19 protein-coding genes and 2 tRNA genes are annotated in these 24,162 nt (G+C 67.6%); 1 reads left to right on the plus strand and 20 read right to left on the minus strand.

Annotation, left to right across the window (positions count from 1 at the left end):
- Positions 1 to 9: 9 nt before the first annotated feature.
- From sufB to AC1GI4_RS06870, 19 genes are all read right to left on the minus strand, one after another.
- Positions 10 to 1,473 carry a Fe-S cluster assembly protein SufB gene (sufB, locus tag AC1GI4_RS06780; protein WP_007404490.1) on the minus strand — a complete coding sequence of 488 codons (1,464 nt, stop codon included), beginning with the start codon at positions 1,471 to 1,473 and terminating at the stop codon, positions 10 to 12.
- Positions 1,473 to 1,928, minus strand: coding sequence for an SUF system Fe-S cluster assembly regulator (locus AC1GI4_RS06785; protein WP_479629030.1), 456 nt, complete (start codon positions 1,926 to 1,928; stop codon positions 1,473 to 1,475). The genes sufB and AC1GI4_RS06785 overlap by 1 nt, the downstream gene beginning before the upstream one ends.
- 230 nt (positions 1,929 to 2,158) lie before the next feature.
- The gene (locus AC1GI4_RS06790) at positions 2,159 to 3,205 is read right to left on the minus strand and encodes a Glu/Leu/Phe/Val dehydrogenase family protein (protein ID WP_479629031.1); all 1,047 of its coding nucleotides are present in this window, start codon (positions 3,203 to 3,205) and stop codon (positions 2,159 to 2,161) included.
- Between the two features lie 132 nt (positions 3,206 to 3,337).
- Positions 3,338 to 3,414 (minus strand) — tRNA-His (locus AC1GI4_RS06795).
- 48 nt (positions 3,415 to 3,462) lie between these two features.
- Positions 3,463 to 4,173: a type II secretion system protein N gene (locus tag AC1GI4_RS06800; protein WP_479629032.1), complete on the minus strand. Its 711-nt coding sequence runs from the start codon at positions 4,171 to 4,173 to the stop codon at positions 3,463 to 3,465.
- A gap of 11 nt (positions 4,174 to 4,184) precedes the next feature.
- Positions 4,185 to 4,658: a type II secretion system protein GspM gene (gspM, locus tag AC1GI4_RS06805; RefSeq protein WP_294271564.1), complete on the minus strand. Its 474-nt coding sequence runs from the start codon at positions 4,656 to 4,658 to the stop codon at positions 4,185 to 4,187.
- Positions 4,655 to 5,737, minus strand: a complete 1,083-nt coding sequence (gene gspL / locus AC1GI4_RS06810; RefSeq protein WP_479629033.1) for a type II secretion system protein GspL — start codon at positions 5,735 to 5,737, stop codon at positions 4,655 to 4,657. The genes gspM and gspL overlap by 4 nt, the downstream gene beginning before the upstream one ends.
- The gene (gspK, locus tag AC1GI4_RS06815; RefSeq protein ID WP_479629034.1) at positions 5,737 to 6,726 is read right to left on the minus strand and encodes a type II secretion system minor pseudopilin GspK; all 990 of its coding nucleotides are present in this window, start codon (positions 6,724 to 6,726) and stop codon (positions 5,737 to 5,739) included. The genes gspL and gspK overlap by 1 nt, the downstream gene beginning before the upstream one ends.
- A complete protein-coding gene (gene gspJ / locus AC1GI4_RS06820) occupies positions 6,719 to 7,414 on the minus strand; it encodes a type II secretion system minor pseudopilin GspJ (RefSeq protein WP_479629035.1) in 696 nt (231 codons plus the stop codon). Before gspJ ends, gspK begins: the two co-directional genes overlap by 8 nt.
- Positions 7,415 to 7,476: 62 nt before the next feature.
- Complete coding sequence (gene gspI / locus AC1GI4_RS06825) at positions 7,477 to 7,908, minus strand: type II secretion system minor pseudopilin GspI (protein WP_294271553.1); 432 nt, start codon at positions 7,906 to 7,908, stop codon at positions 7,477 to 7,479.
- Positions 7,909 to 7,990: 82 nt separating this feature from the next.
- Positions 7,991 to 8,491, minus strand: coding sequence for a GspH/FimT family pseudopilin (locus AC1GI4_RS06830; protein WP_479630366.1), 501 nt, complete (start codon positions 8,489 to 8,491; stop codon positions 7,991 to 7,993).
- 65 nt (positions 8,492 to 8,556) lie between these two features.
- On the minus strand, positions 8,557 to 9,045 hold the full coding sequence (gene gspG / locus AC1GI4_RS06835; RefSeq protein WP_294271551.1) for a type II secretion system major pseudopilin GspG: 489 nt from the start codon (positions 9,043 to 9,045) through the stop codon (positions 8,557 to 8,559).
- A gap of 17 nt (positions 9,046 to 9,062) precedes the next feature.
- The gene (gene gspF, locus AC1GI4_RS06840) at positions 9,063 to 10,286 is read right to left on the minus strand and encodes a type II secretion system inner membrane protein GspF (protein ID WP_479629036.1); all 1,224 of its coding nucleotides are present in this window, start codon (positions 10,284 to 10,286) and stop codon (positions 9,063 to 9,065) included.
- A 390-nt stretch (positions 10,287 to 10,676) separates the two neighbouring features.
- Positions 10,677 to 12,152, minus strand: coding sequence for a type II secretion system ATPase GspE (gene gspE / locus AC1GI4_RS06845; protein WP_479630367.1), 1,476 nt, complete (start codon positions 12,150 to 12,152; stop codon positions 10,677 to 10,679).
- 121 nt (positions 12,153 to 12,273) lie between these two features.
- Positions 12,274 to 14,520, minus strand: a complete 2,247-nt coding sequence (gene gspD, locus AC1GI4_RS06850) for a type II secretion system secretin GspD (RefSeq protein ID WP_479629037.1) — start codon at positions 14,518 to 14,520, stop codon at positions 12,274 to 12,276.
- A complete protein-coding gene (locus AC1GI4_RS06855) occupies positions 14,517 to 15,359 on the minus strand; it encodes a type II secretion system protein N (RefSeq protein WP_479629038.1) in 843 nt (280 codons plus the stop codon). The genes gspD and AC1GI4_RS06855 overlap by 4 nt, the downstream gene beginning before the upstream one ends.
- 279 nt (positions 15,360 to 15,638) lie before the next feature.
- Positions 15,639 to 18,479 carry a TonB-dependent receptor domain-containing protein gene (locus AC1GI4_RS06860; protein ID WP_479629039.1) on the minus strand — a complete coding sequence of 947 codons (2,841 nt, stop codon included), beginning with the start codon at positions 18,477 to 18,479 and terminating at the stop codon, positions 15,639 to 15,641.
- Positions 18,480 to 18,591: 112 nt separating this feature from the next.
- Positions 18,592 to 20,220 (minus strand): hypothetical protein, encoded by a 1,629-nt coding sequence (locus AC1GI4_RS06865; RefSeq protein ID WP_479629040.1) that lies wholly within the window; start codon positions 20,218 to 20,220, stop codon positions 18,592 to 18,594.
- A 656-nt stretch (positions 20,221 to 20,876) separates the two neighbouring features.
- Positions 20,877 to 20,966: transfer RNA gene (locus AC1GI4_RS06870), tRNA-Ser, on the minus strand.
- A gap of 183 nt (positions 20,967 to 21,149) precedes the next feature.
- Here AC1GI4_RS06870 and hspQ point away from each other — a divergent pair.
- On the plus strand, positions 21,150 to 21,476 hold the full coding sequence (gene hspQ, locus AC1GI4_RS06875) for a heat shock protein HspQ (RefSeq protein WP_479629041.1): 327 nt from the start codon (positions 21,150 to 21,152) through the stop codon (positions 21,474 to 21,476).
- Between the two features lie 42 nt (positions 21,477 to 21,518).
- Here hspQ and AC1GI4_RS06880 read toward each other — a convergent pair whose 3' ends face one another.
- Positions 21,519 to 24,119 carry a TonB-dependent receptor plug domain-containing protein gene (locus AC1GI4_RS06880; RefSeq protein WP_479629042.1) on the minus strand — a complete coding sequence of 867 codons (2,601 nt, stop codon included), beginning with the start codon at positions 24,117 to 24,119 and terminating at the stop codon, positions 21,519 to 21,521.
- Between the last annotated feature and the right edge of the window lie 43 nt (positions 24,120 to 24,162).

The raw sequence follows: 24,162 nt of genomic DNA on the forward strand, positions 1-24,162 counted from the left end.
GCGTCAGTATCACCCGACGGACCCCTCAAGCGAAATCCCCAGCAACTTCTGCGCCTCGACCGCGAACTCCATCGGGAGTTGCTGCAGCACCTCGCGCGCAAAGCCGTTGACGATCAGCGCGACCGCCGCTTCCTGATCCAAGCCACGGCTCATCGCGTAGAACAGCTGGTCCTCGCTGATCTTGCTGGTCGTCGCCTCATGCTCGATCTGGGCGCTGGGGTTCTTCACCTCGATGTACGGCACGGTATGCGCGCCGCACTGGTCGCCCAGCAGCAGGCTGTCGCACTGGGTGAAGTTCCGGACATTTTCGGCGGTCGCCGCCACTCGGACGAGCCCGCGATAGGTGTTGTCCGAACGCCCGGCTGAAATCCCCTTCGATACGATGGTCGAGCGGGTGTTCTTGCCCAGATGGATCATCTTGGTGCCGGTATCGGCCTGCTGGCGATTGTTGGTGACCGCGACCGAGTAGAACTCGCCGACCGAACCGTCGCCCGCCAGCACGCAGGACGGGTATTTCCACGTCACCGCCGATCCGGTTTCGACCTGAGTCCACGACACCTTGCTATTCTTGCCCTGGCAGAGCGCGCGCTTGGTGACGAAATTATAGATGCCGCCGACGCCATTCTCGTCGCCCGGATACCAGTTCTGGACGGTCGAGTACTTGATCTCGGCATCGTCGAGCGCGACCAGCTCGACGACCGCCGCATGAAGCTGGTTCTCGTCGCGCATCGGCGCGGTGCAGCCCTCGAGATAGGAGACATAGGCTCCCTTGTCCGCGACGATCAGCGTGCGTTCGAACTGGCCGGTATTCTCCGCATTGATGCGGAAATAGGTCGACAACTCCATCGGGCAGCGAACGCCCTCGGGAATGTAGACGAAGGTGCCGTCCGAAAAGACCGCCGAGTTGAGTGTAGCGAAATAATTGTCGCGCTGCGGCACGACCTTGCCCAGCCATTTGCGGACCAGATCGGGATATTCCTTGATCGCCTCGGAGATCGAACGGAAGATCACGCCCGCCGCTTCCAGTTCCTTGCGGAAGGTGGTCGCGACCGAGACGCTGTCGAACACCGCGTCCACCGCGACCTTGCGCGCGCCCTCGACGCCCGCCAGCACTTCCTGCTCGGCGATCGGGATGCCCAGCTTTTCGTAGGTCCGGCGGATTTCGGGATCGAGCTCGTCGAGCGACGCGATCGTCTTCTTCTGCTTCGGCTCGGCGTAGTAATATGCGTCCTGATAGTCGATCGGCGGGATGTTGAGCTTGGCCCAGTCGGGCGTCTCCAGCGTCTGCCACAGGCGAAACGCCTTCAGCCGCCAGTCGAGCATCCATTCGGGCTCGCCCTTCTTGGCCGAGATATAGCGGACCGTATCCTCGCTCAGCCCCTTGGGCGCGAAGTCCTGCTCGATCTCGGTGGCGAAGCCCCACTCATATTTCTTGTTGGCGGCGGCGAGCGCCTCTGCATTCTTCGTGGCCATCAGGCGAATACCCCCGGACGCGCATCGGCGCCCATCACTTGCGAATCTACAGGATCGGCGGCGAGCGTCGCGAGCGTCACCCCGGAAAAGGCGGCGCGTACCGCCTGATTGACGACATGCCAATGCGGCCGGACGCGGCATTGCATCTCCAGCCCGCAGTCATGCGCGGCGCCCTCGACGCACGCGGTCAGCGCGATCGGGCCGTCCACCGCCTCGACGATATCGGCCAGGCTGATCGTGTCAGCGTCACGCGCAAGGCGAATGCCGCCGCCGGTGCCGCGCGCGCTGTCGATCAGCCCGGCGGCCGCCAGACGGCTGACCAGCTTCTGCGCGGTGGGCAGCGGCACGCCCGTCTGCCCGGCCAGCAGGGTCGCATTGCTCCGCCCGCCCACGCCTTCGCGCGCGGCGGCGGTCATCATCACGACCGCATAATCGGCTAGGCTGGAAAGACGCATGATCTCCAATCGGACGGATTTGATCCGATTGGCAAATGGGCGCGAGGGGGCGGTTCGTCAACCGGGTTTCGGTGCGGGAATTTCGATGGGTGTGAGTGAAATCCTCCCCGGCACGGGGAGGGGGACCAGCGAAGCTGGTGGAGGGGGGCTTCCACATAGGACGTCCCTTGTGGAAGCCCCCTTCCGTCAGGCCTTCGGCCTGCCACCTCCCCGTACCGGGGAGGAATAGCTTAGCGCCCGATCAGGCCCTGCGCGATCTCGTCCGCGACGTCCGACGCCGGAGCGCCCGTCTCGGCCGAGCGCTGCCACACCTGCTCCAGGCGCTCGGGGATCTTGGCGATGCGCGCCATGACTTCGGCCTCGTCGCCCTGGCCCAGATATTCCAGGCCGACATTGATGATGCCGCCCGCGTTGATGACGTAATCCGGCGCATAGAGGATGCCCGCCTCCGCCACGCGCGCGCCGTCCTCGCGGGTCGCCAACTGGTTGTTGGCACCGCCCGCCACGACCTTGGCCTTCAGCCGCTGGATCGAATCGGCGGTCAGCACCGCGCCCAGCGCGTTGGGGCTGACCAAATCAACATCGGCGAACAGGATCTCATCGGCCGGGGCGACGCTCGCGCCCAGTTCCGCCGCCATCTGTTCGGCGCGCGCCTGATTCACGTCGGCGATGGTCAGGATCGCGCCATCCTTGGCCAGCAGCTTGGCGAGGCCGCCGCCGACCGAGCCGACGCCCTGGATCGCGACACGCACGCCCTTCATATCGGTCGCACCCAGCCCGCGCTTGGCGGCCGCCTTCACGCCCAGATAGACGCCGTGCGCGGTGTAGGGGCCGGGGTCGCCGCCCGCCGCACCGCTCGCCACCGGCAGGCCGGAGACATAGCGCGTCTGGGTCGCGATGACCTTCATCCGCTCCTCGGACATGCCGACATCCTCGGCCGTCACATAGCGGCCGCCGAGCGACTCGACCGCGCGGCCGAACGCTTCGAGTTGGGCGGTGGTGATGACGTCGCCGGGCTTCGCCGCCAGGACCACGCCCTTGCCGCCGCCCAGCGCCAGACCCGCCATGGCGTTCTTGTAGCTCATGCCGCGCGACAGGCGCAGCGCATCGGTGATGGCGAGCGCGGGCGTGGCATAATGCCAGAAGCGCGCACCGCCCGCCGCCGGGCCGAGATGCGTCGAGTGCACGGCGATGACCGCCTGCAACCCCGAGGCGGGATCGGTGAACAGATGCACGCCTTCATGCGCGTCGAAATCGGGAAAGCCCCAGTCCGTCATGCTCGTCCTTCGGTCCGACAAATGCGGAACCGGACCGAGACTTTCGACCCGGCCACCCTATCGGTGAGGATTTAGGGGGGACACGGGCGCGAAAGGGGCCGGTGCCGTGGCCAGGATATGGCCGGAGAAGAATGGGGCGACCGACGGGACTTGAACCCGCAACTTCCGGCATCACAAGCCGGCGCTCTAACCAATTGAACTACGGTCGCCGCGAAGGCTTGCGCCCCTAAACGGGATCACCCGCTTTCGTCAAGCGGTCAAAATCGCCCTTCGGCGGAAAGTCGGTATCCGCCCCCTGTCCCGGCCACGAAACCCAGCTGCTCCAGCTTCGCCGCCGCCGCCGGATCGCCGGGCGTCAGGACCAGGTCGGCGGTGTAGCGGCCATCGGGCCGGATGCGCAGGTTCACGCCCTCGGTGCCCCCCTGCCCCGTCATCGGCAGCAGCAGCGCGCCCGCCTCGCACCGCGCGGTGCCCATCATCATCGGGGGCAGCGGCAGGCCGCCCGCCTCGCCCACCATGGTCGCGCGGACGCGGCCCGCCGCTTCCTCGCACACGCCGTCGCGGAAGTGGACGGTCACGTCCTCCAGTGCCAGCGTCGTGACCGGCAAGGGCGCGAACAGCGTCGCGGCGGGCAGGCTGGCGGTCACGCCGTCGATGCCCATCGCATGACGGCTGACCGTCGCGGCCCCGGCGATCGGGCGGCCATCGGCGCCTGCGCCCTCGAACGCGAGCTTGGCCCGACCGACCAGCAGCGCCAGCGGCGACAGCGACACGCGCAGATCGCCCAGCGCCACTGCACCGAACCGCGCCTCGATCAGGCTGCCACCCCAGATCGTACCTCCGACCCGGCGCGCGCTCAGCCCTTCATCGGCCAGGCCGGTCATGCCCAGCGCGAGCCGCATCGGCAGAAAAACGATCAGCGCCACGAGGAGCATGGCCGCGAACAGCACCGAAGGCCGCGTCGTCATCCGCAACCGCATCAGGACACCCGCGTCCGCAGGAGAAGCGCGACGCCGACCGTCCGGTCGCCATTGTCGGTCAGCGTCGCCTGCTCGACCAGCACACCCCCGCGCTCCAGCCGCGCGAGCCACGGCGTCAGCGCGGCAGGCCGCGCCGAGGCGATCTGCGCACGCACCCGGCCGGGGCCGTCCTCGGTCAGCGCGGACAGGGTGAAGCCCGCCTGCTCGGCGGACAGCCGCACCGTATCGGCCAGCGTGCCAGACAAGGCCGGTGGTCGGCGGCGGCGCTGGGTCAGCTCGGCGGCGACGGCCTGCGCCTCGCCCAGCCGGATGACCGCATCGGCATGGCGTTCGCGCGCGCTCGACAGGCCGTCGCCCAGCGGGCGCAGGATGCCGCCCCAGATGATCGTCACGACCAGCAGCGCGCCCATGACCAGCAGCAACCGCTTTTCGCGAAGGCTGCGGCCATCGAACCAGAGTTTCAGCGCCTTCATCGTGCGCGCACCGTGAATTCTCCCGTGATCCGGCCATTGGCCGCGACGAAGGTGCTGGGTTGGACCGTGAAGCCCTCGGCTTCGATCGCGCGCTTCAGGTCGGTGGCCAGCGCCTCGCGGTCGACCGCGACGCCCAGCCGGATGTCGCCGCTCGGCTGGAAATCCAGCGCGGTTAGCTCGGTGCCCGGCACGCTGCGCACCGCCGCAAACACCGCCGCTGCCGTCCGGCTGAACCCCTGGCCCGGCCCACGCACCGCCGACAGCCTCTCGGTCAGCTGGCGATCGGCATCGACCAGCGTCTCGCCACGCGGCAGGGCGGTGCGGGCGACCTGCTCGATCTTCGCTTCGGTCGCATCGGCGGCGAAGCTGTATTTAGTCCAGCGTACGAAATCGATCGCCAGCGTGACGACGACGATGGCGAGGCCCAGCCAGGCGAGCCGCTTGACCAGCCGCCAGTCGATCGCAAAGCCCCGCCGCCGCGCGAACGGCCCCTGCCGCAGATCGAGCGCGGGCGCGGCAGTCACCGCCCCCAGCGCCGCCGCGACCGCCGCATCGTCCAGATCGGAAAGAGGCGCGTCATCCGTGACGATCTCGGTAAAGCCCGGCTCATCGGCAAAACCCGAGGCGCGGCCACGCACCACGCCCTGCCCGGCGAGATCGCCTCGAACATACCCCTCATCGGGGCGCGGCAGCAGCAGCGGGGCAGGCACGACCGCGACCGGATCGACCCCCGCCGCACCCAATCGCGCGAGCCAGCCCGCCATCGCACCGCGATTGACGATGCCGATGGGGCGGCTGCCCGCCTCGTCCTCGCCGACCGCGACGTGCAGTTCGTCCATCGGCGCGGCACTCACCTCAGCGGCGAGCAGCCGCGCGGCGGCGGCGGCCTGCGCGGTCGAGCGGGCGGGAATTTCGGCCCAGTGCAGCGACACCGAATCGGCGGGCGCGACCGCGATAACCTCGCCGTCCCCCTGCGGCAGGCCCTCCCCGGCGGCGGCGACGCGTTCGTCCTCGATCCGCATCCAGCGATAGTCACCGCCCTCGCCCGGCGGCAGGAACAGGAGGTTGGTCGCACTCATCACTCTTCCCCCCAAATCCGTGCCACCAGGCGCGGCGGCTGGCGCGTGGCGTCGACCAGGGCGCGTTCCTGCACCCCGACGCTGCCCAGGCTGACGTCGATCCGCAAGTTGAACCAGCGCGTCGTCAAAGCCACGCCGCCGCCCCCGCTCGCCCCCGGTACCTGTGCCCAGAACGCGCCGATGTCCGCATAGCCCTGTGGCGGGCGGCGCAAAAGGGCCTGGGCGATGGCGGCGGGCGAAATCGTATCGACCTGCGCCATCGCGACCAACGGCGCCTGCTCGGGCGCTAGCGTGTTGATGTTGACCGTCGTCGGCTTCGCCTCGGGCAGGGTGCAGAGCCACGGGCGAAGCTGCGCATAGAGTTCGGGCGTGACGCCGCTGACCATGCGCAACTCGCTGACATCGGCCATCAGCGTACCGCCGGTTCGATAGGGCGGATCGCGTGCCAGATAGACGGGGTCTTCCGCGCCACCCCCTTGCGGGTTCGGGTCGCTGTCGATCCAGTCGGAGGCGGCGGTCGCGACCTGTTGCGCGACCTGGCCGGAGATGCCGAGCAAGCGCATCAGCTTGGCGAAATGCGCGGTCTCGACCGCATTGCCGATCAGCACGCCCGGCTGGCCCGGCAGCCCCTGCGCCAGCCCGTTGAGGTTGAAGCAATTGCCGCCGTCCGTAACCCGTGCAACCGCACTCCCCCCGCCCGCGACATCGCCCAGCGGCAGCGCGAAGGGCCGGTCGCTCCAGCCGCCGAGCAGCGATACCTTGCCTTGCGAGCGTTCCAGCAGGTCGCCGATACGGATGATCGCCAGCGCCTCGGCCGCATAGGCAAAGCCGCGTGCCTGCTCGATCGCCACCGCATTGCCGCCCAGCCGGGTCGACAGGCGCAGCTTTTCGAGCGCGGTCGCGGCCAGCACCGCGATGACGGCGACCAGGATCAGGACGGTCAGCAGCGCCGCGCCGCGCTCGCCCGACGGCTTTGCGGGTCTAGCCATTGGGAGTCGGCGTCGGGGTGGGTGTAGGACCGGGCTGGGGCATCACGGCCGCGCCGACATAGCCGGTGCCGACCAGGAACAGCTGGCGAAAGATCATGCCGTCATCGCGCACGATCGTCACCTCGGCCGCCTGCGGCAGGGCGATGCCCGGCTGCCCCTGCCATTGGTCGAGCCACGCGCCGTTGAAGCGATAGCGCAGGTGCAACTCACGAACATGGTCCATCAGCGCGGCGGGCTCCATCGGCGCGGCGCCGTCGAGCAGCGGCCAGGCGACGCGTTCCAGCACGTCGCCGTTCAGGCGGTAGGCGACCTTCTGCACCGACGGGCGGGCGGCATTGTCTAGGTTGCTCCACCCGCCGCGCACCAGCTGCATCGCGTCCGGCCCGGCGACCATGGCGGGGGTCAGGGTGCCGCCTTCGTCGCGCGTCGGCCGATCGACCGCCTGCGCCAGATCGGCCGACAGGATCGCGGTCGTCCGGCTGACCGCCGAGATCGCATCGAGCTTCTGCCCCGTGACGGCTTGCGCGCGGATACTGAGCGACAGGATCGCAACGGCGGCGGCGGCGAGCATCGCAAAGATGAGCAGCGCCACCATCACCTCGACCAGGGTGAAGCCACCCTGTCCTGTTCCCGTCGTACCCCCGCGAAGGCGGGGGCCCAGTTCCTTCCCGGCCCGGCGCTGACACATCGCAGCCCGCGTCAAAGGCACTAGGCCCCCGCCTTCGCGGGGGAACGGGCAGGCATTGTGCTTCACGACGCCGAAACCCCGACCGGCGGCGCGGCCATGGGCGGGCGCACCATCGTCATCCGCCCGGCGACACTACCGCCCGCATTGGCCACCGCCACATCGATCCGCACCACCCGTGCGTCACCCGTGCCGCTGACGATCCGAGTCCATTTCCAGCTGCGCCCGCCATTCACCTCCACCCCGCTCGTCCGGCCGAGCGCGGGCGCCTGCGGGTCGGTGACGGCGGCGATCGCGACGTTGCGCGCGACCATCTGCGCCACCACGGTTTCGTCGAGGATCCCGGCGCCCCGGATCGTCGCGCTCTCCAGCCGCACCAGCGCCATCGCCGCCAAGCTGAACACCGCCAGCGCGACCATGATCTCGATCAGGGTGAAGCCCTCCTCTCCGGCACGGGGAGGTGGCAGCGCGCAGCGCTGACGGAGGGGGGCTTCCACAAAGGACGCCGCTTGCGGCACGCCCCCTCCACCATGCTGCGCATGGTCCCCCTCCCCGTGCCGGGGAGGATTGAGATTCGACTCACCCATCGACGCGCACCGTGCCGTCCGCGCCGATTCGTACGACGCTGCTCGCGCGATCGCGGGTCAGGCGCAGCTCGACCGGGCGGTCGGCGAGGCCCGTCACATCGAAGGTGATCCGCACCCGTCCGCTCGCATCGGGGATCATCGCCTGGGTGCCGTCCTCCCACTGGGCGACGCGCAAGGGTTTGACCGTCATCGGGCTCCACGCGCCGTTCGCCCGCCGGTCGAAGCCATAGCCGCCGCGCGTCACCCAGATGCTGACCGGCGACGCCTCGACCACCGCGACGTCATGCGCGGCGCGGACACGCGCGGCGAAGCGCAACGCCTCGTCCGCGACCCGTCCGCGCCGGTCGGGCAGCGACCAGACCGCGATGGCCGACGCCAGGCCGATCACGGTGATGACGACCATCAGCTCGACCAGGGTGAAGCCGGTGACCCGTGCACTTCGACGTCGCTCAGTGCGAACGGAGGTTGGGGCAAGGTTCCTCGCCCCGTTCAGCCTGAGCGAAGTCGAAGGCCACGCCCTACGCCCGCCACGGATGGCATCGAGGCGGGCAGCTTGCGTCACTTATCCCAGTTGCCGATATCCGCGTTGATCCCCTCGCCGCCTTCCTTGCCGTCGGCGCCGTACGTCCAGACATCCGCCTCGCCATGCTGGCCGGGCGAAGCGTAGAGATACGGACGGCCCCAGGGATCATCGGGCAGCTTCTTGAGATAGCCGCCCTTCTGGTAGCGCGACGGATCGGCGAGGCCAGCGGGCATCGTGACCAGCGCCTGCAACCCCTGCGACGTCGTCGGGAAGGTCAGGTTCTGGAGCTTGTACATCTCCAGCCCGCCCTCGATCTGCGCGATGTCGGCCTTCGCCTTCTGCACACGCGCGGTGTCGCCCGAGGGGAGGACGTTCAGCGCCACGATCGTCGCCAGCAGGCCGATGATGACGATCACGACCATCAGCTCGACCAGCGTGAAGCCGTGTTCGGCGGAACGCCGACGGGGCGTGAAGCCGTTGGCGGGGCGCTTGCGGCGGATCCGTCGGGGGGGTGGGGTACGCATCAACATGTCCTCTCGTCTCATTGACCCGCCAGCGTGTTGAGCTGGAGGATGGGCAGCAGGATGGATAGCACGATCGTCGCGACCACGCCGCCCATCACGACGATGATCGCGGGCTCCAGCAGCGACAAAGCGGTGGCGGTGAAGCGGTCGAACTCACGCTCCAGATAATCGGCGGCGCGCTCCAGCATCTCGTCCAGCCGCCCGGCCGCCTCGCCGCTGGCCGCCAGATAGGTGAGCAGCGGCGGGAACACCCCCGCCCGCCGCATCGCCGCCGACAGGCTGCCGCCGCCCCGGATCGAATCGACGATGGCGTCGGAGGCGACCCGCAGCCGCCGGTTGTGGATCGTGCCCGCCGTCAGCGTCAGCCCTTCGAGCAGCGGCAACCGGCTGGCGACCATCGTCCCCAGCGTGCGCGCCATCCGCGCCGCATGCAGGTCGCGCAGCAACCGGCCGAGCAGCGGCAGCTTCAACAGCCAGGTGTCGAAGGACAGCCGGATCGACGGCACCTTCAGGGCGCGCCAGAAGCCCAGCCCCGCAATAACGGCGATCCCCGCCATCAGCCACCACCAGCCCACCAGCAGGTCCGACACGGTGATGACCATGCGCGTCAGGAAGGGCAGTTCCTGCCCGACGGTATCGAATTGCTCGACCACCTGCGGCACGACGAACATCATCAGCGCGGTGACGACGCCCATCGCCACGACCGCCAGGATCGTCGGATAGGCGAGCGCGGTGATGAGCTTGCCGCGAATCTCCGCCTGTCGCTCCAGCAGCGCGGCGAGGCGTTCGAGGATGGTCGGCAGCGTGCCCGAACTCTCCCCCGCCGCCACCATCGCGCGATAGAGCGGCGGGAAGCTCTTGGGCTCGCGCGCCATCGCATCGGCCAGGCGGCGGCCCTCGGTCACGCCCTGATGCACCGTCGCGACGATCGCACGCACCCGCTCCTGCTCGGTCTGGCGGGTGATGGTGCGAAGCGACTCCTCCAGCGGCGAGACGCGGTTGAGCGTGGCGAGCTGGCGGGTGAACAGGGTCAGCTGCTTGACCGACATACGCGCGCGGCCGAGCTTCAGCCCGAACAGCGGACGACGTTCGGCGGTGTCGCCGCTGCCCGGCTTGATCGAGACGACATAGAGCCGCTGCCTCTCCAGAGCGGCGCGGGCGGCGTCGGCGGTCTCGGCGGGGATGAACCCGCGCTTCTCCGCACCCTTGGTGTCGATCGCGACATAGTCGAACCCGGCCATGTCAGTGCGCCTTCACTTTGCCCTGTTCCCCCGCGGAGGCGGGGGCCCAGTTGCCTTGAGGCGTGGGGAATCGCCATTCTGTCTCATGCGAAGCCGCGAAGCCGCGAAGAGAATATGGGTTCGCGCGGAGGCGCAGAGGGTGCAGAGATGTTGTTCTTGCCGCGCCAGCGGCCTTCCTTTCTCGGCCAATTGAAAGGGCCGTGCACTGCCGCGCACGAGACACCTCTGCACCCTCCGCGCCTCCGCGCGAACATCCCTTTCTTCTCCGCGTCTCCGCGTCTTCGCGTGAACCCATGACATGCTTAGCCGCAGCGCTGCCCCCGATACGGCCAAGGCACTGGGCCCCCGCCTTCGCGGGGGAACAGGAAATGAGGAGCGTGCGCACCCCCATCACCCCGCGTCGGAGTCGCGGCGGGACACGCGGATGGCTTCCTCGGCCGTGGTCACGCCGTCCAGCACCAGCGCCCGCGCCACCGCCGCCAGCGGTTGCTGCCGGGCAAAGGCGTATGCGGCGATCGCCTGTTCGTCGCCGCCTTCGTTGATGAGCCGCCGGATGGTGTCGTCGACGCGTACCGCCTCGTACACGCCCGTCCGGCCCTTATAGCCCGAGCCGTTGCACTGCGGACAGCCGCCTGCCTCATAGACGGTGGCATGGGCATCGATGCCGAGCAGCGGTGCGACCGTTTCCTTCGCCTCCACCGGGCGCTTGCACGCCGGGCACAGCCGCCGCACCAGCCGCTGCGCGATGACGGCCCGCAGGGTGGAGGCGAGCAGGAACGGCTCGACCTTCATGTCGCGCATCCGGGTGATCGCGCCGACCGCGTCGTTGGTATGGACGGTCGACAGCACGAGGTGCCCGGTCAGCGAGGCCTGCACCGCGATCTCGGCCGTTTCGCGGTCGCGGATTTCGCCGACCATCACCACGTCTGGGTCCTGGCGCAGGATCGCGCGCAACCCCGCCGCGAAGGTCAGCCCGACCTTGGCATTGACCTGGGTCTGCCCCACCCCCTCGACCGCATATTCGACCGGATCCTCGACGGTCAGGATGTTGCGGCTGCCATCGTTGAGCAGGCGCAACGCGGCATAGAGGCTGGTCGTCTTGCCCGAACCCGTAGGTCCGGTGACGAGGATGATGCCGTTGGGTTCGCTCAACGCCTCGCGCAGCAGCGCGTACATGGCCGGGTTCATGCCCAGCGCGTCGAGGTCGATCCCGGCATTCTCCTTGTCGAGGATACGCAGCACCACCCGCTCGCCCGCCCGGCTGGGCAGGGTCGAGACACGCACGTCGAGCAGCTTGCCGCCCAGCGTCAGCGCCATGCGCCCGTCCTGCGGCACCCGGCGTTCGGCGATGTCGAGGCGGGCCATGACCTTGATACGGCTGACCACGACCGGGGCGACATGCGGCGGCATGCGCAGCGTCTCGCGCAGCACGCCGTCGATGCGCATACGCACCACGAGGCCGGTCTCATAGGGCTCGATATGGATGTCCGACACGCCGTTGCGCGCGGCGTCGGCGATGATGCCGTTGATGAGCCGGATGGCGGGCGCGTCGTCGGCGGTGTCGAGCAGATCCTCGGCGGTCGGGATACCGTCGGCCAGCATGTCCAGCTCGTCGCCCATGCCCACCGCCGCAATCGCGGTCGCCTGTCCGTCCATCGCATAGGCGTCGGACAGCAGGCGGTCGAAGGCGGGGCCCTCGACGCGGGCGATGGCGAAGGGGCGGCCGATATGACGGCGCAGCTCGATCAGCGCGCGTGGATCGGCGCCTTCGCGCAAGGCGATGGTCAGCGGGTCGGCGGTGTGGACTACCGTGCCGAACTTGCGCGCGAAGCCGTAGGGGATGGTCAGTGGGGCGACCAGTTCCAGCGCTTCGTCGGGCGTGGGGAGCGGGAGAGCGGGGTGCCCTCCCCCATCCCCTCCCGCCTGCGGGAGGGGCGTGCCCAGTGGCAGGGGGACGGTGTCCCCCGTGGGCAGGGGTTCCCGCGCGTCAGTCACGGCGCTTGATCGGTTCGACCGACTTGGCGACGGGCACCGCGATGCGCGGGTCCTCGATATTGCCGGGCATCGGCGCGTGCGGGATCGGCGGCGCGGCGTTCATGTAATCGCGGACCAGCTCGTCGATCGAAGGCTCGACGCCGGGCTGGGCATAGCCCTGAAGTTGACGAAGATAGCCGTAACGCTGTTCGGTGACGCGGCGGCTGTCTTCGGGCGTGCGCAGGATCGTCGGGCGGATGAAGACCATCAGATTGGTCTTCGACCGGCTGCGCGCCTTTGAGCGGAACAGTGCGCCGATGCCCGGAATGTCGCCCAGCAACGGAATTTTCTCGATCGTGCGCCGCTCGTTATCGTCGAGCAGGCCGCCGATGACCGTGATCTGGCCGTCATCGGGGGTGAAGACATTCTCGAACGCGCGCTTGTTGAGGATCAGTTCGCTGTTGTTGCTCGACACCGGCCCGGCAATCGAGCTGACCTCCAGGCGGACATAGAGTTTCAGCGAACCACCCGCATTGACCTGCGGCTTCACGTCCAGCTGGATGCCGACATTCTGCCGCTGCACCGTGCGGAAGGCATTGTCGAAATTGGGCGACAGTGCCTGGCCGGTCGTAATCGGAATTTCCTGGCCCACCAGGCTGTGCGCCTGCTGGTTGTCCAGCGTGATGATGTGCGGCACCTGGAGCAGGTTGGAGGTGGTGTCGCTCTTCACCGCGTTGATGATCGCGCCGAATACCGTGTCGCCGATCTTGCCACCCCAGCCCGCAAAGCCGCCCGTCGTGCCGAGGATCGACTGCACCGCCGACTGGGTCAGCTGGCTATAGGCCTGGTTGGGGACGTTGGTCGTGGTGCGCGTGCCGTCGGGGGCGACGACCGTCGTCGTGGTGCCGCCGATCGTGTTGGCACCCACCGCGCCCGCGATTTGGAGGATGTTGGGCGCGGTATTGCCATAGGTCGAGGCGGCGAAGGCCCCGCCCGACAGGCTCCCGAGGAGGAACTGTGCGCCCAGCCGCCGGGCGGTCTGGTCGGAGACTTCGGCGACGATCGCCTCGATCAGCACCTGTTCGCGGCGCACGTCGAGCTGGCGGATGACCTCGCCGATCTGGCGCTGGATATCGGCGGGCCCGGCGATCACGATGGCGTTCGCGCCGACGAAGCGAGTGACGACCGCCGCCGTCCGGCCGCCTTGCGTGCTGATCGCGGGCGGCTGCCCGTTCTGGCCGCCTGCACCCGGCGCGCTCGTCGCCTGGGGCTGGGCGACCGGCTGGACGCGCTGCGCGATCGAGGTGCCCGCCGCCGATCCCGCCTGCGCATTGGTCTGGGTGAAGCTGCCGCGCGACAGAGTGGTTTCCTGCACCGGATCGGGCTGTTGGCCGACCAGTTGCTGGAGCACCGGCAGCAACTGCTCGGCATCGGCGTTTTCGAGGAAGACGACGCGAATCTCGGTCCCGCTCTTGGCCTTGTTATCCAGGTCCTGCGCGATCTGGGCGAAGCGCGACACGCTCGACGGATCGCCACGCAGCGCGATCGAGTTCGAACTGTCGATGGCGACCACCGACACGCCGGTCGATCCCTGGCTCGGCGCGCCGCCCTGCCCCGCACCACCGCCGCCGCCGCCGCCGCCCGCCAGCGTCTGGAGCGCGGTCGCGATCTCGCGCGCACCCGCATTGCGCAGCGCGATGACGCGGGTCGAGGCGTTGTCCGCGTCGATCCGGCGCACGACCTCGCGAATGCGGCGGATATTATCGGCGAAGTCAACCACGACCAGGCTGTTGCCCGCGCGGTTGGCCGTCACCGACCCTTGCGCGCTGACCAGCGGGCGCACCGTCTCCAACGCGCTGTTGGCATCGATCGCACGCAGGCGGATGATCTCGGTCACATAGGAATTGCGGTTCGCACCGCCCAGGCCGATCCGGCTGGGCTGCGAGGCGGCATTGTCGATCGGCTGCACGCGGAACGCGCCGCCCGCGCTGGGCACCGCGACCAGCCCGTTGGAGCGGAGGGTGGACAGGAAAATCTCGAAATATTCGGACTTGGACAGCGGCCGGTCGGTGACCACCGTCACCTTGCCGTTGACCCGGCTGTCGATGATGAAGGTCCGCCCCGTCACCTTGGCGGCGTCGGCGATGAAGGCGCGGATATCGGCATCGCGGACGTTGAGCGTGGTCTGGGCGTGCGCACCCGCCGCCAGGGCGACGGCCATCATTGGCGCCAGAACCGAACCGAGGACGAGCTTCTTCATGGCCGTGGTGCCGCAATCTGAAGGGAGAGCGGCAGCGTCTGATCGCCCCGCTCGACCGTGATGGAAAGAGAACCGCCCTGGGCGAAATCCGCCGCCAGACGGTCGATGTCGCCCGGCCCCGTCACCGGACGCCCGCCAAGCGCGGTGACGATATCGCCCTCGCGCAGGCCCGCCGCGCGGAACGCGGCACCCGACCCCACCGGCCGGACGACCAGCCCCGAGACGCGCCCGCCGTCGAGCCGGGGGATGAAGCCGATGTCGCTTCGCAACTGCGCGATCGCGACGCCGCCCGCCGGGGGGACCGATCCGGGCGCTTGCACCGATGGCGCACCCGGCGTGGAAACCCCGGCGGCGGCAGTAGGCGCATCGGACTGGTCGAGATACAGGTCCTCGGTCGCGCCACCACGATCGATGGTGATGTGATCGAAGGCGACCGACTTCAGCATGACGCCGGGCTGGATCTCCTCGCCGACCGACACCGAACGCTGCACACCGTCCGGCCCGGCCAGGATCGCCGAGCCGCGCCCCGATGCCTCGTCCAGCCGCGTGCCGAACAGCGTCAGTTGCAATGTGGTAACGGCGGCGGGGGCGGCCTGCTGCCCCTGCAGTCGGAAGAACGGGTCGAAGCCTTCGAGGATGGCCGCGGGAGACCCCGCGATGGCGGGCGCCAGCGGCCGCCACTCGCCCAGCGGCGAGACGGGAGTGACGATCACCCATAGCAGCCGCGCGCCCTGAACGGCGAGGACCGCCATCAGCGCCAGTTCGGCCACCGAATACACATTCACGACCGGCAGCCGTCGCAACCAGCGACGTCCGCGCGCGTCGAGCCTCAACCGCATGAAACCCACCCCGTACGCATTTTCGGGGTCTAGGCATGGCATGTTACAGCCCGGCGTCAAAGCCCCGAAACATCTTGGTCATATCTGTTTCACGCGGGGCGAACCGTATCCCTTGGGCTTCGACTTCGCTCAGCCTGAACGGTGGTGGGAGTTTGGGGCTTTATACAAACAGCCGTTCAGGCTGAGCGAAGTCGAAGCCCACGCGCTTCCCCCATCCCAAACGAAAAGGCCGCCGCCCGGATCACTCCGGACGACGGCCCTTCCTACACCCCGCAATAATCAGAAGGTCGTGCTGATCCCCAGCGAGAACACGCGACCCAGATTATAGCGGTTCAGATAGACGAACCGGCCATTCCCGAAATCCTGCCGCTCGTTATACCGCGTGCGGGTCAGGTTGCGCGCCTCGGCCTTCAGCTCGAACTTGCCGCCCATCAGCTCGAAGCCCTGGCGCGCGACGAGGTCGAGGCGGATGCCCGGCACTTCGACGATGTCGGGCTGGAACCCCGTACCCGACAGGTTGGACGGCCCACGATTGGTCACGCGGTTGCTGGCATAGTTGAACAGCAGCGTGACCTGCGACAGCGCGGCGGTGTCCTCCATGCCCAGCTGAAGGTTGACCAGATGGTCCGACTGGCCGGTCAGCGACGCACCATCGCGGAACAGCAGCCGCGCCGGGCCGAAGCCAGAGGCACAGCCCGCCAGACCCGGCGAGCCCTGCGCCGATGCCGGGTTGGGCACGCAGGATGCGTCCGCGTTGATCTTAGACTTGGTGTAGGTGTAGTTCGCGATCGCGACCAGGCGGCGGGTGGCGAAAAAGTCGCCGCCCAGGCCCGCCAGCGGCACATATTTCTGCAACTCGACTTCGGCACCGTACAGGATCGCCGAGGGCAGATAGGTGAAGCCGGTCTGCAACCGATCGTCCGCGCCGGTATAGAAGCCGACCTGCTCGATCGGGTTCTTGATCCGCTTGTAGAAGCCCGCCAGCGTGAAGCGCTGGTCACGCGCATAGAACCATTCGTAGCGCGCCTCCAGATTCCACAGCTCGCTGTCGCGCAGGTTCGGATTACCGAAGAACAGGCGATCCGAGTCCGGGTCGCGGAACTGCTGGGGCGCCAATTCGCGGAACTGCGGGCGCGAGATGGTCTTGGCACCGCTCGCACGCAGCTGCATGTCGGCGGCGAAGTTCCAGGTCAGCGTGCCGGCGGGGAGGAAATAGTTGTTCTTCAACCGCGTCGTGGTGCTCTGCACCGGCGTCACCGTCTCGACCGCCGTTTCATAGCGGCCCCCCGCCACCGCGCGCAGGCCGTTGGCGACCTCCGCCTCGGCCTGGACGTAACCGGCATGGACGTTCAGCTTGGCATCGTACGCATAGGCACCGGCCTGCGTCGAGAATTGCAGCTGGAGCGTACACGCCCCCTGCCCGCGCAGCGGACAGGCGTTGTTGATGACGTCCGGGCTCAGCAGATAGTCCGGGCGATAGAGATTGTACGGGAAGCCCGGCGCGGTGCCCGCCCCGTCGCTGGTCTGGTAGTTGAACTGGATACGGCTCGAATAGCGATCCGTGCCCTGGTAGAAATAGCCGGTACTCAGCGTGATCGGGCGTTCACCGTCGATCTTGTAGGAAAGATCGGCCTGGCCCGTCCAAAGATTCTCGTTCAATTCCGAGAAGATGATCGAGGCGAAGGGGGTGAAGCGCTGCGTCACCTGATAGGCACCGTTGCACTGGAAGCCGCCCGCGCCGTTGCCGCCGTCATAGCTGATGGGCAGACCGTTGCTGGTCCGCGCCGAGCAGAGATAGTCGAACTGACGCTCATAGGGCGCGTTGCGCTTCGAGTTGGCGAAGGCGCCGCGCGCGTCGAACTTCAGCGCATCGGTCAGCTTGAACTCGCCGACCAGCTGGCTTTCGATCAGCTGGCGCTCGAACCAGTTGGTGTTCTGCTGGAAGCGAAGCCCGCTGGCATTGTTATAGACCTCGGCCGCCGAGCCGCGCGCCTGCTTCAGCGTGTCGTGGATATAGACATTGGTCCAGCGCACCGTGTTGTCGCCGAACTCATAACCCAGCCCCACCAGCGCATTGGCGACGATTCGGTTGTCGGTCAGCAGCGTGCGGAAATCGTTGCGGATCGTGCCGTCCGCCGACACCGAATCCTGCTGGATCGCCGAGCGGGTGCGGAAGGTGTTGGACAGGGACAGCGAAGAGATCACGCCCAGACGGTCGCTGCCGATGTCGAAGACCGACCCGGCCGAAATCTCGCCCGACAGATTCGCAGGCAGCTGGTTGTTGCGCTGGAGCAAGGTGGTCGAGGCGTTGGACAGCCGTGCGACCTGCGCGGCGGGGACCAGCCCCGAGCCCTTGCCCGCCTGCACGTCACGCACGAACTGCGGCACGCCGCGCGTGCCGTCGTCGAAGCCCAGCCAGTCGGCATCGCCGCCCGCATAGGTATAGCCCAGCTCGCTGGTCGTCGCGTCGTCCGCCGCGACGGTGAAACCGCCCGAGATGAAGCTCTTGTTCGGGATCGCCTTGGTCGTCAGGTTGATGACGCCGCCGCCGAACTCGCCGGGATAATTGACCGAATAGGTCTTCTGGACCAGCGCCGATCCGACGATGGTGGTCGGGAAGATGTCGAGCGGGACCGAGCGGCGCAGCGGCTCGGGGCTGGGCAACGGCGAGCCGTTGAGCAGCGACGAGGAATAACGGTCGCCCAAGCCCCGGACATAGACGAAGCCGCCGCCCACGACCGACAGGCCGGTGACGCGGGTCAGCGCGCCCGCAATGTCGCCCTCGCCCGTGCGTGCAATGTCGGCAGCCGACAGGACCGAGACGATCTGCGGCGTGGCGCGGATCGTGTTGGGGATGTTGCGGCCGACGACGACGATCTCGTTGCCCGCCGTGGCATCGACGCCGGGCGCGGAGATTTCAACCGGCTCGTCCGCCGACTGGCCGTCCTGGCCCGTGGGCGTCTGGCTTTGCGGCGTTGCCTGCCCGTCGGGGCTGGTCGCGGTGGTGCTGGTCTGCGCCGGAGCTGGCGTCGCCCCGCCCGCCGTCTGCGCCAGAAGAGCGGGCGCAACAAGCTGCGAGGTCAGCAGAAGGAGGGAGGCATAAGCGAGGCGTCGCTGCATGGCCGGGTCGTCCCGTGTCAGATTCTATGGGGAAAAGCCGGGGCAGCGATGATCGCCGCCCCGGCCTGCCGTCAGTGCCCGGTCCAGGCCGGGCACCGGGTCGTGCCGGGCCTTAGCGGCCGTCGCAGCTGAAATAGACCGAGGTGAAGACCGGCGGGCCGACATCCTGCAGGTCGGTGCTGGCACCGCGGATCGTGGTGCGATCCGCGCCCGAACCCGCGCCCGCGACCAGGTTGACGCAGGCGACGTTCGTCGGCGCCTTCACGATGCCGTTGATGAAGGTCATGTCGGCCCCGCCACGCAGCCGGATCGCGGCGGGCGCGAGCGCGGTCTGGACGAAGGTGAAGTTGGCATAGCGACCGAACGTGCGCGGCAGCAGATCCTCGGCATTGTTCGAGTCGATCTCGGTCGAGAAGCTGTCGGCGGTCGCGCCGATGGTCCGCTGCGCCGCGATCAGGAACTGCATGAAGCCGCGATAGCCATTGTCAATGTCGAAGCCGTCATCGTCCGCGCCGGTGATCGCGATATATTTCAGGTTCGACGTACCACCGAAGATCTCGATGCCGTCATCGGCCGAGTTGTGGCTCTGGATATGGTCCAGCACGGTTCCCGACCCGGTGCCGCCCAGGGTCAGGCCCTGAAGCTCGTTGCCGTCCGAAATGGCAATGCCCGAATAGCGGATCTGGACATAAGACATCTGGCCCGACGAGTCGGTCGTGTTCGCGCCGCCATAGAAGCGCCCCGTCACGCCCTCGATCGCCAGCTGGCAGGTGGTCGATGAACCGGCGGCGTTGTTGGGGCCGGTGCCGGTGGCGCAAACGGCGGTCGGCGCGCGGCCGAGCAGGATGATGCCGCCCCACTGACCCTGGGTTGCGTCGGACACGCCGTTGGTGGCCAGATTCTGTTGCGAGGTGAAGATGATCGGCGCGTCGCGCGTACCGACTGCCGAAATCTTCGAGCCGCGATTGACGAGCAGCAGATCGTTGGTCGCCTCGGTCGAGTCCGCCGCGACCACCACGCCCGGTGCGATGGTCAGCGTGACGCCGGTGCCGCCGGTCGAACCCAGATCGGTACCGACTTCGGTCTGGCCGCGCAGGCGGTAGACGACGCCCGCGATCTTCGGCAGCGTTAGGTCAGCCGTGATGTTCTGCGGCAGGCGGCAGAAGCGGAGCGTCGGCGAGGACGAGCTGTTGGTGCCGTCGTCCGTCGTGCCGGTCGGGCAGACCGAGGTCGCGGCGGCATAGGTGCCGATCGACGGAACCGCCGTACAGCGCGCGCCCGAGCCGCCGAACTCGGCCGAGGTCGAACTGCAGGTCCAGCCCTGGAAGGCCGTGTCGCTCGGGCCGTTCAGCGCGCCGACGAAGTTGGTCGAGGTGAAGAAGCCGTTGATGATCGACGGGTCGGTGGCGGTGGTCAGCGAGGTGTTGCTGGTCGGATAAACGCCGTTCAGCGTCGAGCCGACGCCGTTGACATTGTTGTTCGATCCCGCGTTGACGATCGCCAGCTGCTCATCGGGAGTGATCGTCACGCCGTTGACCGTGGTTGCGACGGCGAACTTCGCCGCGGTGATGTTGGCGGTCGGCGAAGCCGTGGGCGCGGGGGTCGGCGTTGGCTGGGGCTGGACGATGACGACGCTGCCCGCCCCCGGCGAGGCCACGCTGTCGGCACCGCCGCACGCGGAAAGGGCCGCGCAGGCCGAGCTGGTCATGAGAATGAGGCCGAAGCGCTTGAAGCTGCCCATCGCCGAAAAACTCCCGATCTTATCGTTGCTAAGCCGGGCGAACGCCGCCCGATGACCGACGCAAAGACTAGTCCCCCTGCCGATCCCGTCCTGGGCGTTAGGCGCGTCTCATGACGCCAAGATGCAGATTGGAAGAAACTTCGGTGACATACCCGCGTCAATTTTGTGACAACCATCACCCCGCAACCGAGTTTATTTTGGCTATTCCGCAGGAAGGCGCAGCTTTTGTCATCAAAGCACGTTACTGCGCCTGTGAGGTCGAGCTTCCGCACGTCCTCGGCGCCCCGTTCAGGCACTGTGTCACTACGGATTGAGCGGGGCGTCCCTTTCCTCTTTCCCGACATCCGGATCATCGAGGGTTGGCGCACCGGCGCGGGCATTGCTGCAGGTTGGCGGCAAAGTCGTCCCCCGCGGTCGCCGAAGACCGGATCGGTTGCCGCATTCTCAACCGGCCGTCCACCCTCGCTTAAAGATGGAAGGCCGCCAGCCCCAGCGCAAAGCCCGGTCCACAGAGAGGCGCGCCAACCGAACTCTGGGCGACATCATCGACCCGCGCATCGGATCGCTTCTCCAGCAGATGGAAGGGAACCCGACCGCCCGGCAAGCTGCTGGGCATCTTGACCGTTATAGCCGGTCATCGGCGATCATGAGGTAAGTGGCGGAGAGGGAGGGATTCGAACCCTCGGTACCGTTGCCGGTACGCCGCATTTCGAGTGCGGTGCATTCGACCACTCTGCCACCTCTCCGCGAGGATGTCCGACGCGGTGGGAAACCGCATGGGGCTGGTCAATTGGAGGCGCGCTGTTAGATCAGCTTTTTGCGCATTGCAAGCGCCTAAACTTGTGCGGCGCGACAAAGACATTAAATTGGTTGCCATGGACCTGACCGACACCCTCCCCCTCACCTCACGCCTGGATGTGGAGGCCCCGATGATCGCGACTGCACGTTTCGCGATCGGGGATGTCGTTCGCCACCGCATGTTCGACATTCGCGGCGTCATCTTCGACGTCGACCCCGTCTTCGCCAATAGCGACGAATGGTATGACGCGATCCCCGAACAGATCCGCCCGGCCAAGGACCAGCCCTTCTACCACCTGCTCGCCGAGAATGCCGAGTCGAGCTATGTCGCCTATGTGAGCCAGCAGAATCTGCTGCACGACGACAGCGACGAACCCATCGAGCATCCCGCCATTTCGGGCCTGTTCACGGGCTATGCCGATGGTCGCTATCTGTTGAAGCGCGAACACCGGCATTGACGGACGACGGCCGAGCCCCATGTCCCGACCGCCTGCGCGCCTTCAGAAATTCACGGATGCCCGCGCATAGAGGAACCGCCCGTTGAAGCCGAAGGGCGACAGGCTGGAATAAGGCAGGAAATAATTGTTCACCCCATTGGCGCCGCCGACGGGCGAGCGGGTGGGATAGATGTCGAAGATATTGTCCGCACCGATCGCCAGTTCCAGGGCCTCGATCGGCTTTACCCGGATCTCGGCATCGGTGATCCATTTGGGGGCCAGGGTGAAGTCGCCCGCCCCCGCCCCCGGCGCGATCGCGAGATCGGTCGCGCTGCCCGCCGAGAAGACGGTGCCATAGCGATTGGTGCGGATCGTGGCGGAGACGCGACCCAGTTCATAGTCGGCGCCCAGATTGATCTTGCTGTTGGGCTGCCCCCTGGTCAGGCGGTAGCTTTCGGCGCGGCCGAACACCAGCAGGCCCGGCAGCGAGGGAAGTGACGCCCGCCCGGTAATCGCCTGCTCGTTATAGTTGAACCCGGCGGTCAGGCTGACCCGGCCATAGCCGAAATCGGGCACGCGGTAGGTGGCGATGACGTCCACCCCTTGCGTCTTGGTATCGACCCCGTTGACGAAGAAGCGCGCCGAGTTGACGCCCGTAAAGCCCTGCGCCCGCAGCAGCGCATTGACCGCGGCGCCTTGCAGGTTTTCGCTGAGCACGATCCGGTCGCGAATGCGGATCTGGTAATAATCGGCCGTCACGTTGAAACCGGGAATCGGATCGAAGGTCAGACCGCCGCCGAAATTGGTCGCCTTTTCGGGTTGGAGCGGCTTGGAGCCCAGCGCGATCGCCAGCGGGCTCGACACCGGCACGGTCAGAATTTCCAGCAGCGTGCCCGCGACATTGTTGGTCGAGGAGGTGCTGAAATATTGCTGCGCAAGGCTAGGGGCGCGGAAGCCGGTCGAGATCGAGCCGCGTAGCGCGACCCCGGGAAAGAGTTGCAACCGGCCCGCCAGCTTGCCGTTCACCGTGTTGCCGAAATCCGAATAATGTTCGTATCGGCCCGCCGCCTGGACGGACAGCGCGTCGCTGACCTCGGCCTCCAGCTCGACATATCCGGCAAAGCTGTTGCGCGAGACATCGGTCGCGTTGGCCGGGCGGAAGCCGGGGAAGACCTGCGCCCCGCCCGGCGCGCCGTTGGGCACGAAGGGGCCGTTCACGTAGCTGGCCGGATTGCCCGCGCGGATCTGGAAATTCTCGCGGCGGAACTCGCCGCCCGCGGCAAAGCCCAGCGACTTCAGGAAACCGACATCGAACCGATGGCTGAGGTCGAGATTGGCGACCGTCTGGCCGAAGCGGATGCCGCCCGCGTAGAAATTGCGGGGGCTGTTCGCGCCGCCCAGCGAGGTGTTGAAGCTGTTATCGACCGAATAGTCGAGCGCGTTGGCGCCGTGCACGACCGACAGGTCCGCGTTCCAGCCATCGGCGATCTCCCCCTTCACCCCGACCGCGCCGGAATAATCGGCGATTTCGGCTCGGATGAACGGCAGGAAGCCATTGGGATAATAAGGCACGAAGGTCGTGGTCGAGGCCGACCAGTCGCGGTTGCGCGAATCATTGGGCCGCCGGAAGAAGCCGGCGCCCAGGCCGTCCCGAATGCCGTAGGAGCCGAAGCTATAGAGATCGAACTGCCCGGCGATCCGCGTGCCCGCGTTCACGAACAGGTTCATGTCGCGCGTCTTGCCGTCGCCATAAGCATGGTTGAAGCGGTTGGCGGTCAACTCGCGCGGATCGCCCGGGAAATATTGACGGCGCGGATCGGCGGCGGCGCGTTGGGTGGGATCGCGATCGCGGAACTGGCTGGAAAAGACGAAATAGCCCTCCTCTCCCATCGGCAGGCCGATCGACGAGGCGAGGGTCAGCGTATCGCCGTCATGTCGCACGCGGTCGTCCTGCGAGTAGTTGAGCCCCAAAATGTCGTTGGCGCGGTTGGTGCCGCCCGACACCGCGATCACCGGATTGCCCGCCGCGTCGGCCTGGACGCCCAGCACGTCCTTCACCCCGTCCATGCCGGTGCGATATTGGCCATAGGTGACCGAGCCGCGCATGCCCTTGCGCTTGGACAACTGGATATTGATGACGCCCGCGATCGCGTCCGAGCCATAGAGCGAGGAGGCACCGTCGCGCAGGATCTCGATCCGATCGATGGCGATGGGAATGATCTCGTTCAGGTCGACCGCCCCCGACCCGCGTCCGACCGATCCGTTGAGGTTGAGCAACGCCGCCTGGTGACGCCGCTTGCCGTTGACCAGCACCAGCGTCTGGTCCGGCGCGAGCCCACGCAGTGTCGCGGGCCGCAGCGAGTCGGTGCCGTCGGTGATGGACGGTTGCGGGAAGTTGAACGAGGGCACCAGCTGGTTCAGCAGCTTGTTCGTCTCGGTATAGCCCGCATTGGTGAGTTGCTCGCCACCGATGACGTCGACCGGCACGGGGCTGTCGGCGATCGTGCGGCCGGGAATGCGGCTGCCCGTCACGACGATCGTGTCCTGCGACTCAGCCGCGTCCCCTTGGGCGCGCGCCGGGGCGGCAACCTGTGCGGCGGCGGGCAATGTCAGGCAGATCGCCGAAACGGAGGCGAGCAACAGCGTGGCGTGAAATGCGCGCATCAGATTCCCCTTTTCCGATACAGAGCGGTCTTCCCGCCGCCCC

This window comes from Sphingomonas sp. 77B (genome assembly GCF_056497825.1).

What these genes read in the sequence shown, in the direction of transcription:
- gspK (WP_479629034.1), bottom strand. Translation starts at nt 6,726, where the DNA reads ATGGCTAGACCCGCAAAGCCGTCGGGCGAGCGCGGCGCGGCGCTGCTG.
- gspJ (WP_479629035.1), bottom strand. Translation starts at nt 7,414, where the DNA reads ATGTGTCAGCGCCGGGCCGGGAAGGAACTGGGCCCCCGCCTTCGCGGG.
- AC1GI4_RS06855 (WP_479629038.1), bottom strand. Translation starts at nt 15,359, where the DNA reads ATGCGGTTGAGGCTCGACGCGCGCGGACGTCGCTGGTTGCGACGGCTG.
- gspG (WP_294271551.1), bottom strand. Translation starts at nt 9,045, where the DNA reads ATGCGTACCCCACCCCCCCGACGGATCCGCCGCAAGCGCCCCGCCAAC.
- hspQ (WP_479629041.1), top strand. Translation starts at nt 21,150, where the DNA reads ATGATCGCGACTGCACGTTTCGCGATCGGGGATGTCGTTCGCCACCGC.
- AC1GI4_RS06860 (WP_479629039.1), bottom strand. Translation starts at nt 18,479, where the DNA reads ATGCAGCGACGCCTCGCTTATGCCTCCCTCCTTCTGCTGACCTCGCAG.
- AC1GI4_RS06785 (WP_479629030.1), bottom strand. Translation starts at nt 1,928, where the DNA reads ATGCGTCTTTCCAGCCTAGCCGATTATGCGGTCGTGATGATGACCGCC.
- gspL (WP_479629033.1), bottom strand. Translation starts at nt 5,737, where the DNA reads ATGAGTGCGACCAACCTCCTGTTCCTGCCGCCGGGCGAGGGCGGTGAC.
- AC1GI4_RS06880 (WP_479629042.1), bottom strand. Translation starts at nt 24,119, where the DNA reads ATGCGCGCATTTCACGCCACGCTGTTGCTCGCCTCCGTTTCGGCGATC.
- sufB (WP_007404490.1), bottom strand. Translation starts at nt 1,473, where the DNA reads ATGGCCACGAAGAATGCAGAGGCGCTCGCCGCCGCCAACAAGAAATAT.
- AC1GI4_RS06790 (WP_479629031.1), bottom strand. Translation starts at nt 3,205, where the DNA reads ATGACGGACTGGGGCTTTCCCGATTTCGACGCGCATGAAGGCGTGCAT.
- AC1GI4_RS06800 (WP_479629032.1), bottom strand. Translation starts at nt 4,173, where the DNA reads ATGACGACGCGGCCTTCGGTGCTGTTCGCGGCCATGCTCCTCGTGGCG.
- AC1GI4_RS06865 (WP_479629040.1), bottom strand. Translation starts at nt 20,220, where the DNA reads ATGGGCAGCTTCAAGCGCTTCGGCCTCATTCTCATGACCAGCTCGGCC.
- gspD (WP_479629037.1), bottom strand. Translation starts at nt 14,520, where the DNA reads ATGAAGAAGCTCGTCCTCGGTTCGGTTCTGGCGCCAATGATGGCCGTC.
- gspM (WP_294271564.1), bottom strand. Translation starts at nt 4,658, where the DNA reads ATGAAGGCGCTGAAACTCTGGTTCGATGGCCGCAGCCTTCGCGAAAAG.
- gspF (WP_479629036.1), bottom strand. Translation starts at nt 10,286, where the DNA reads ATGGCCGGGTTCGACTATGTCGCGATCGACACCAAGGGTGCGGAGAAG.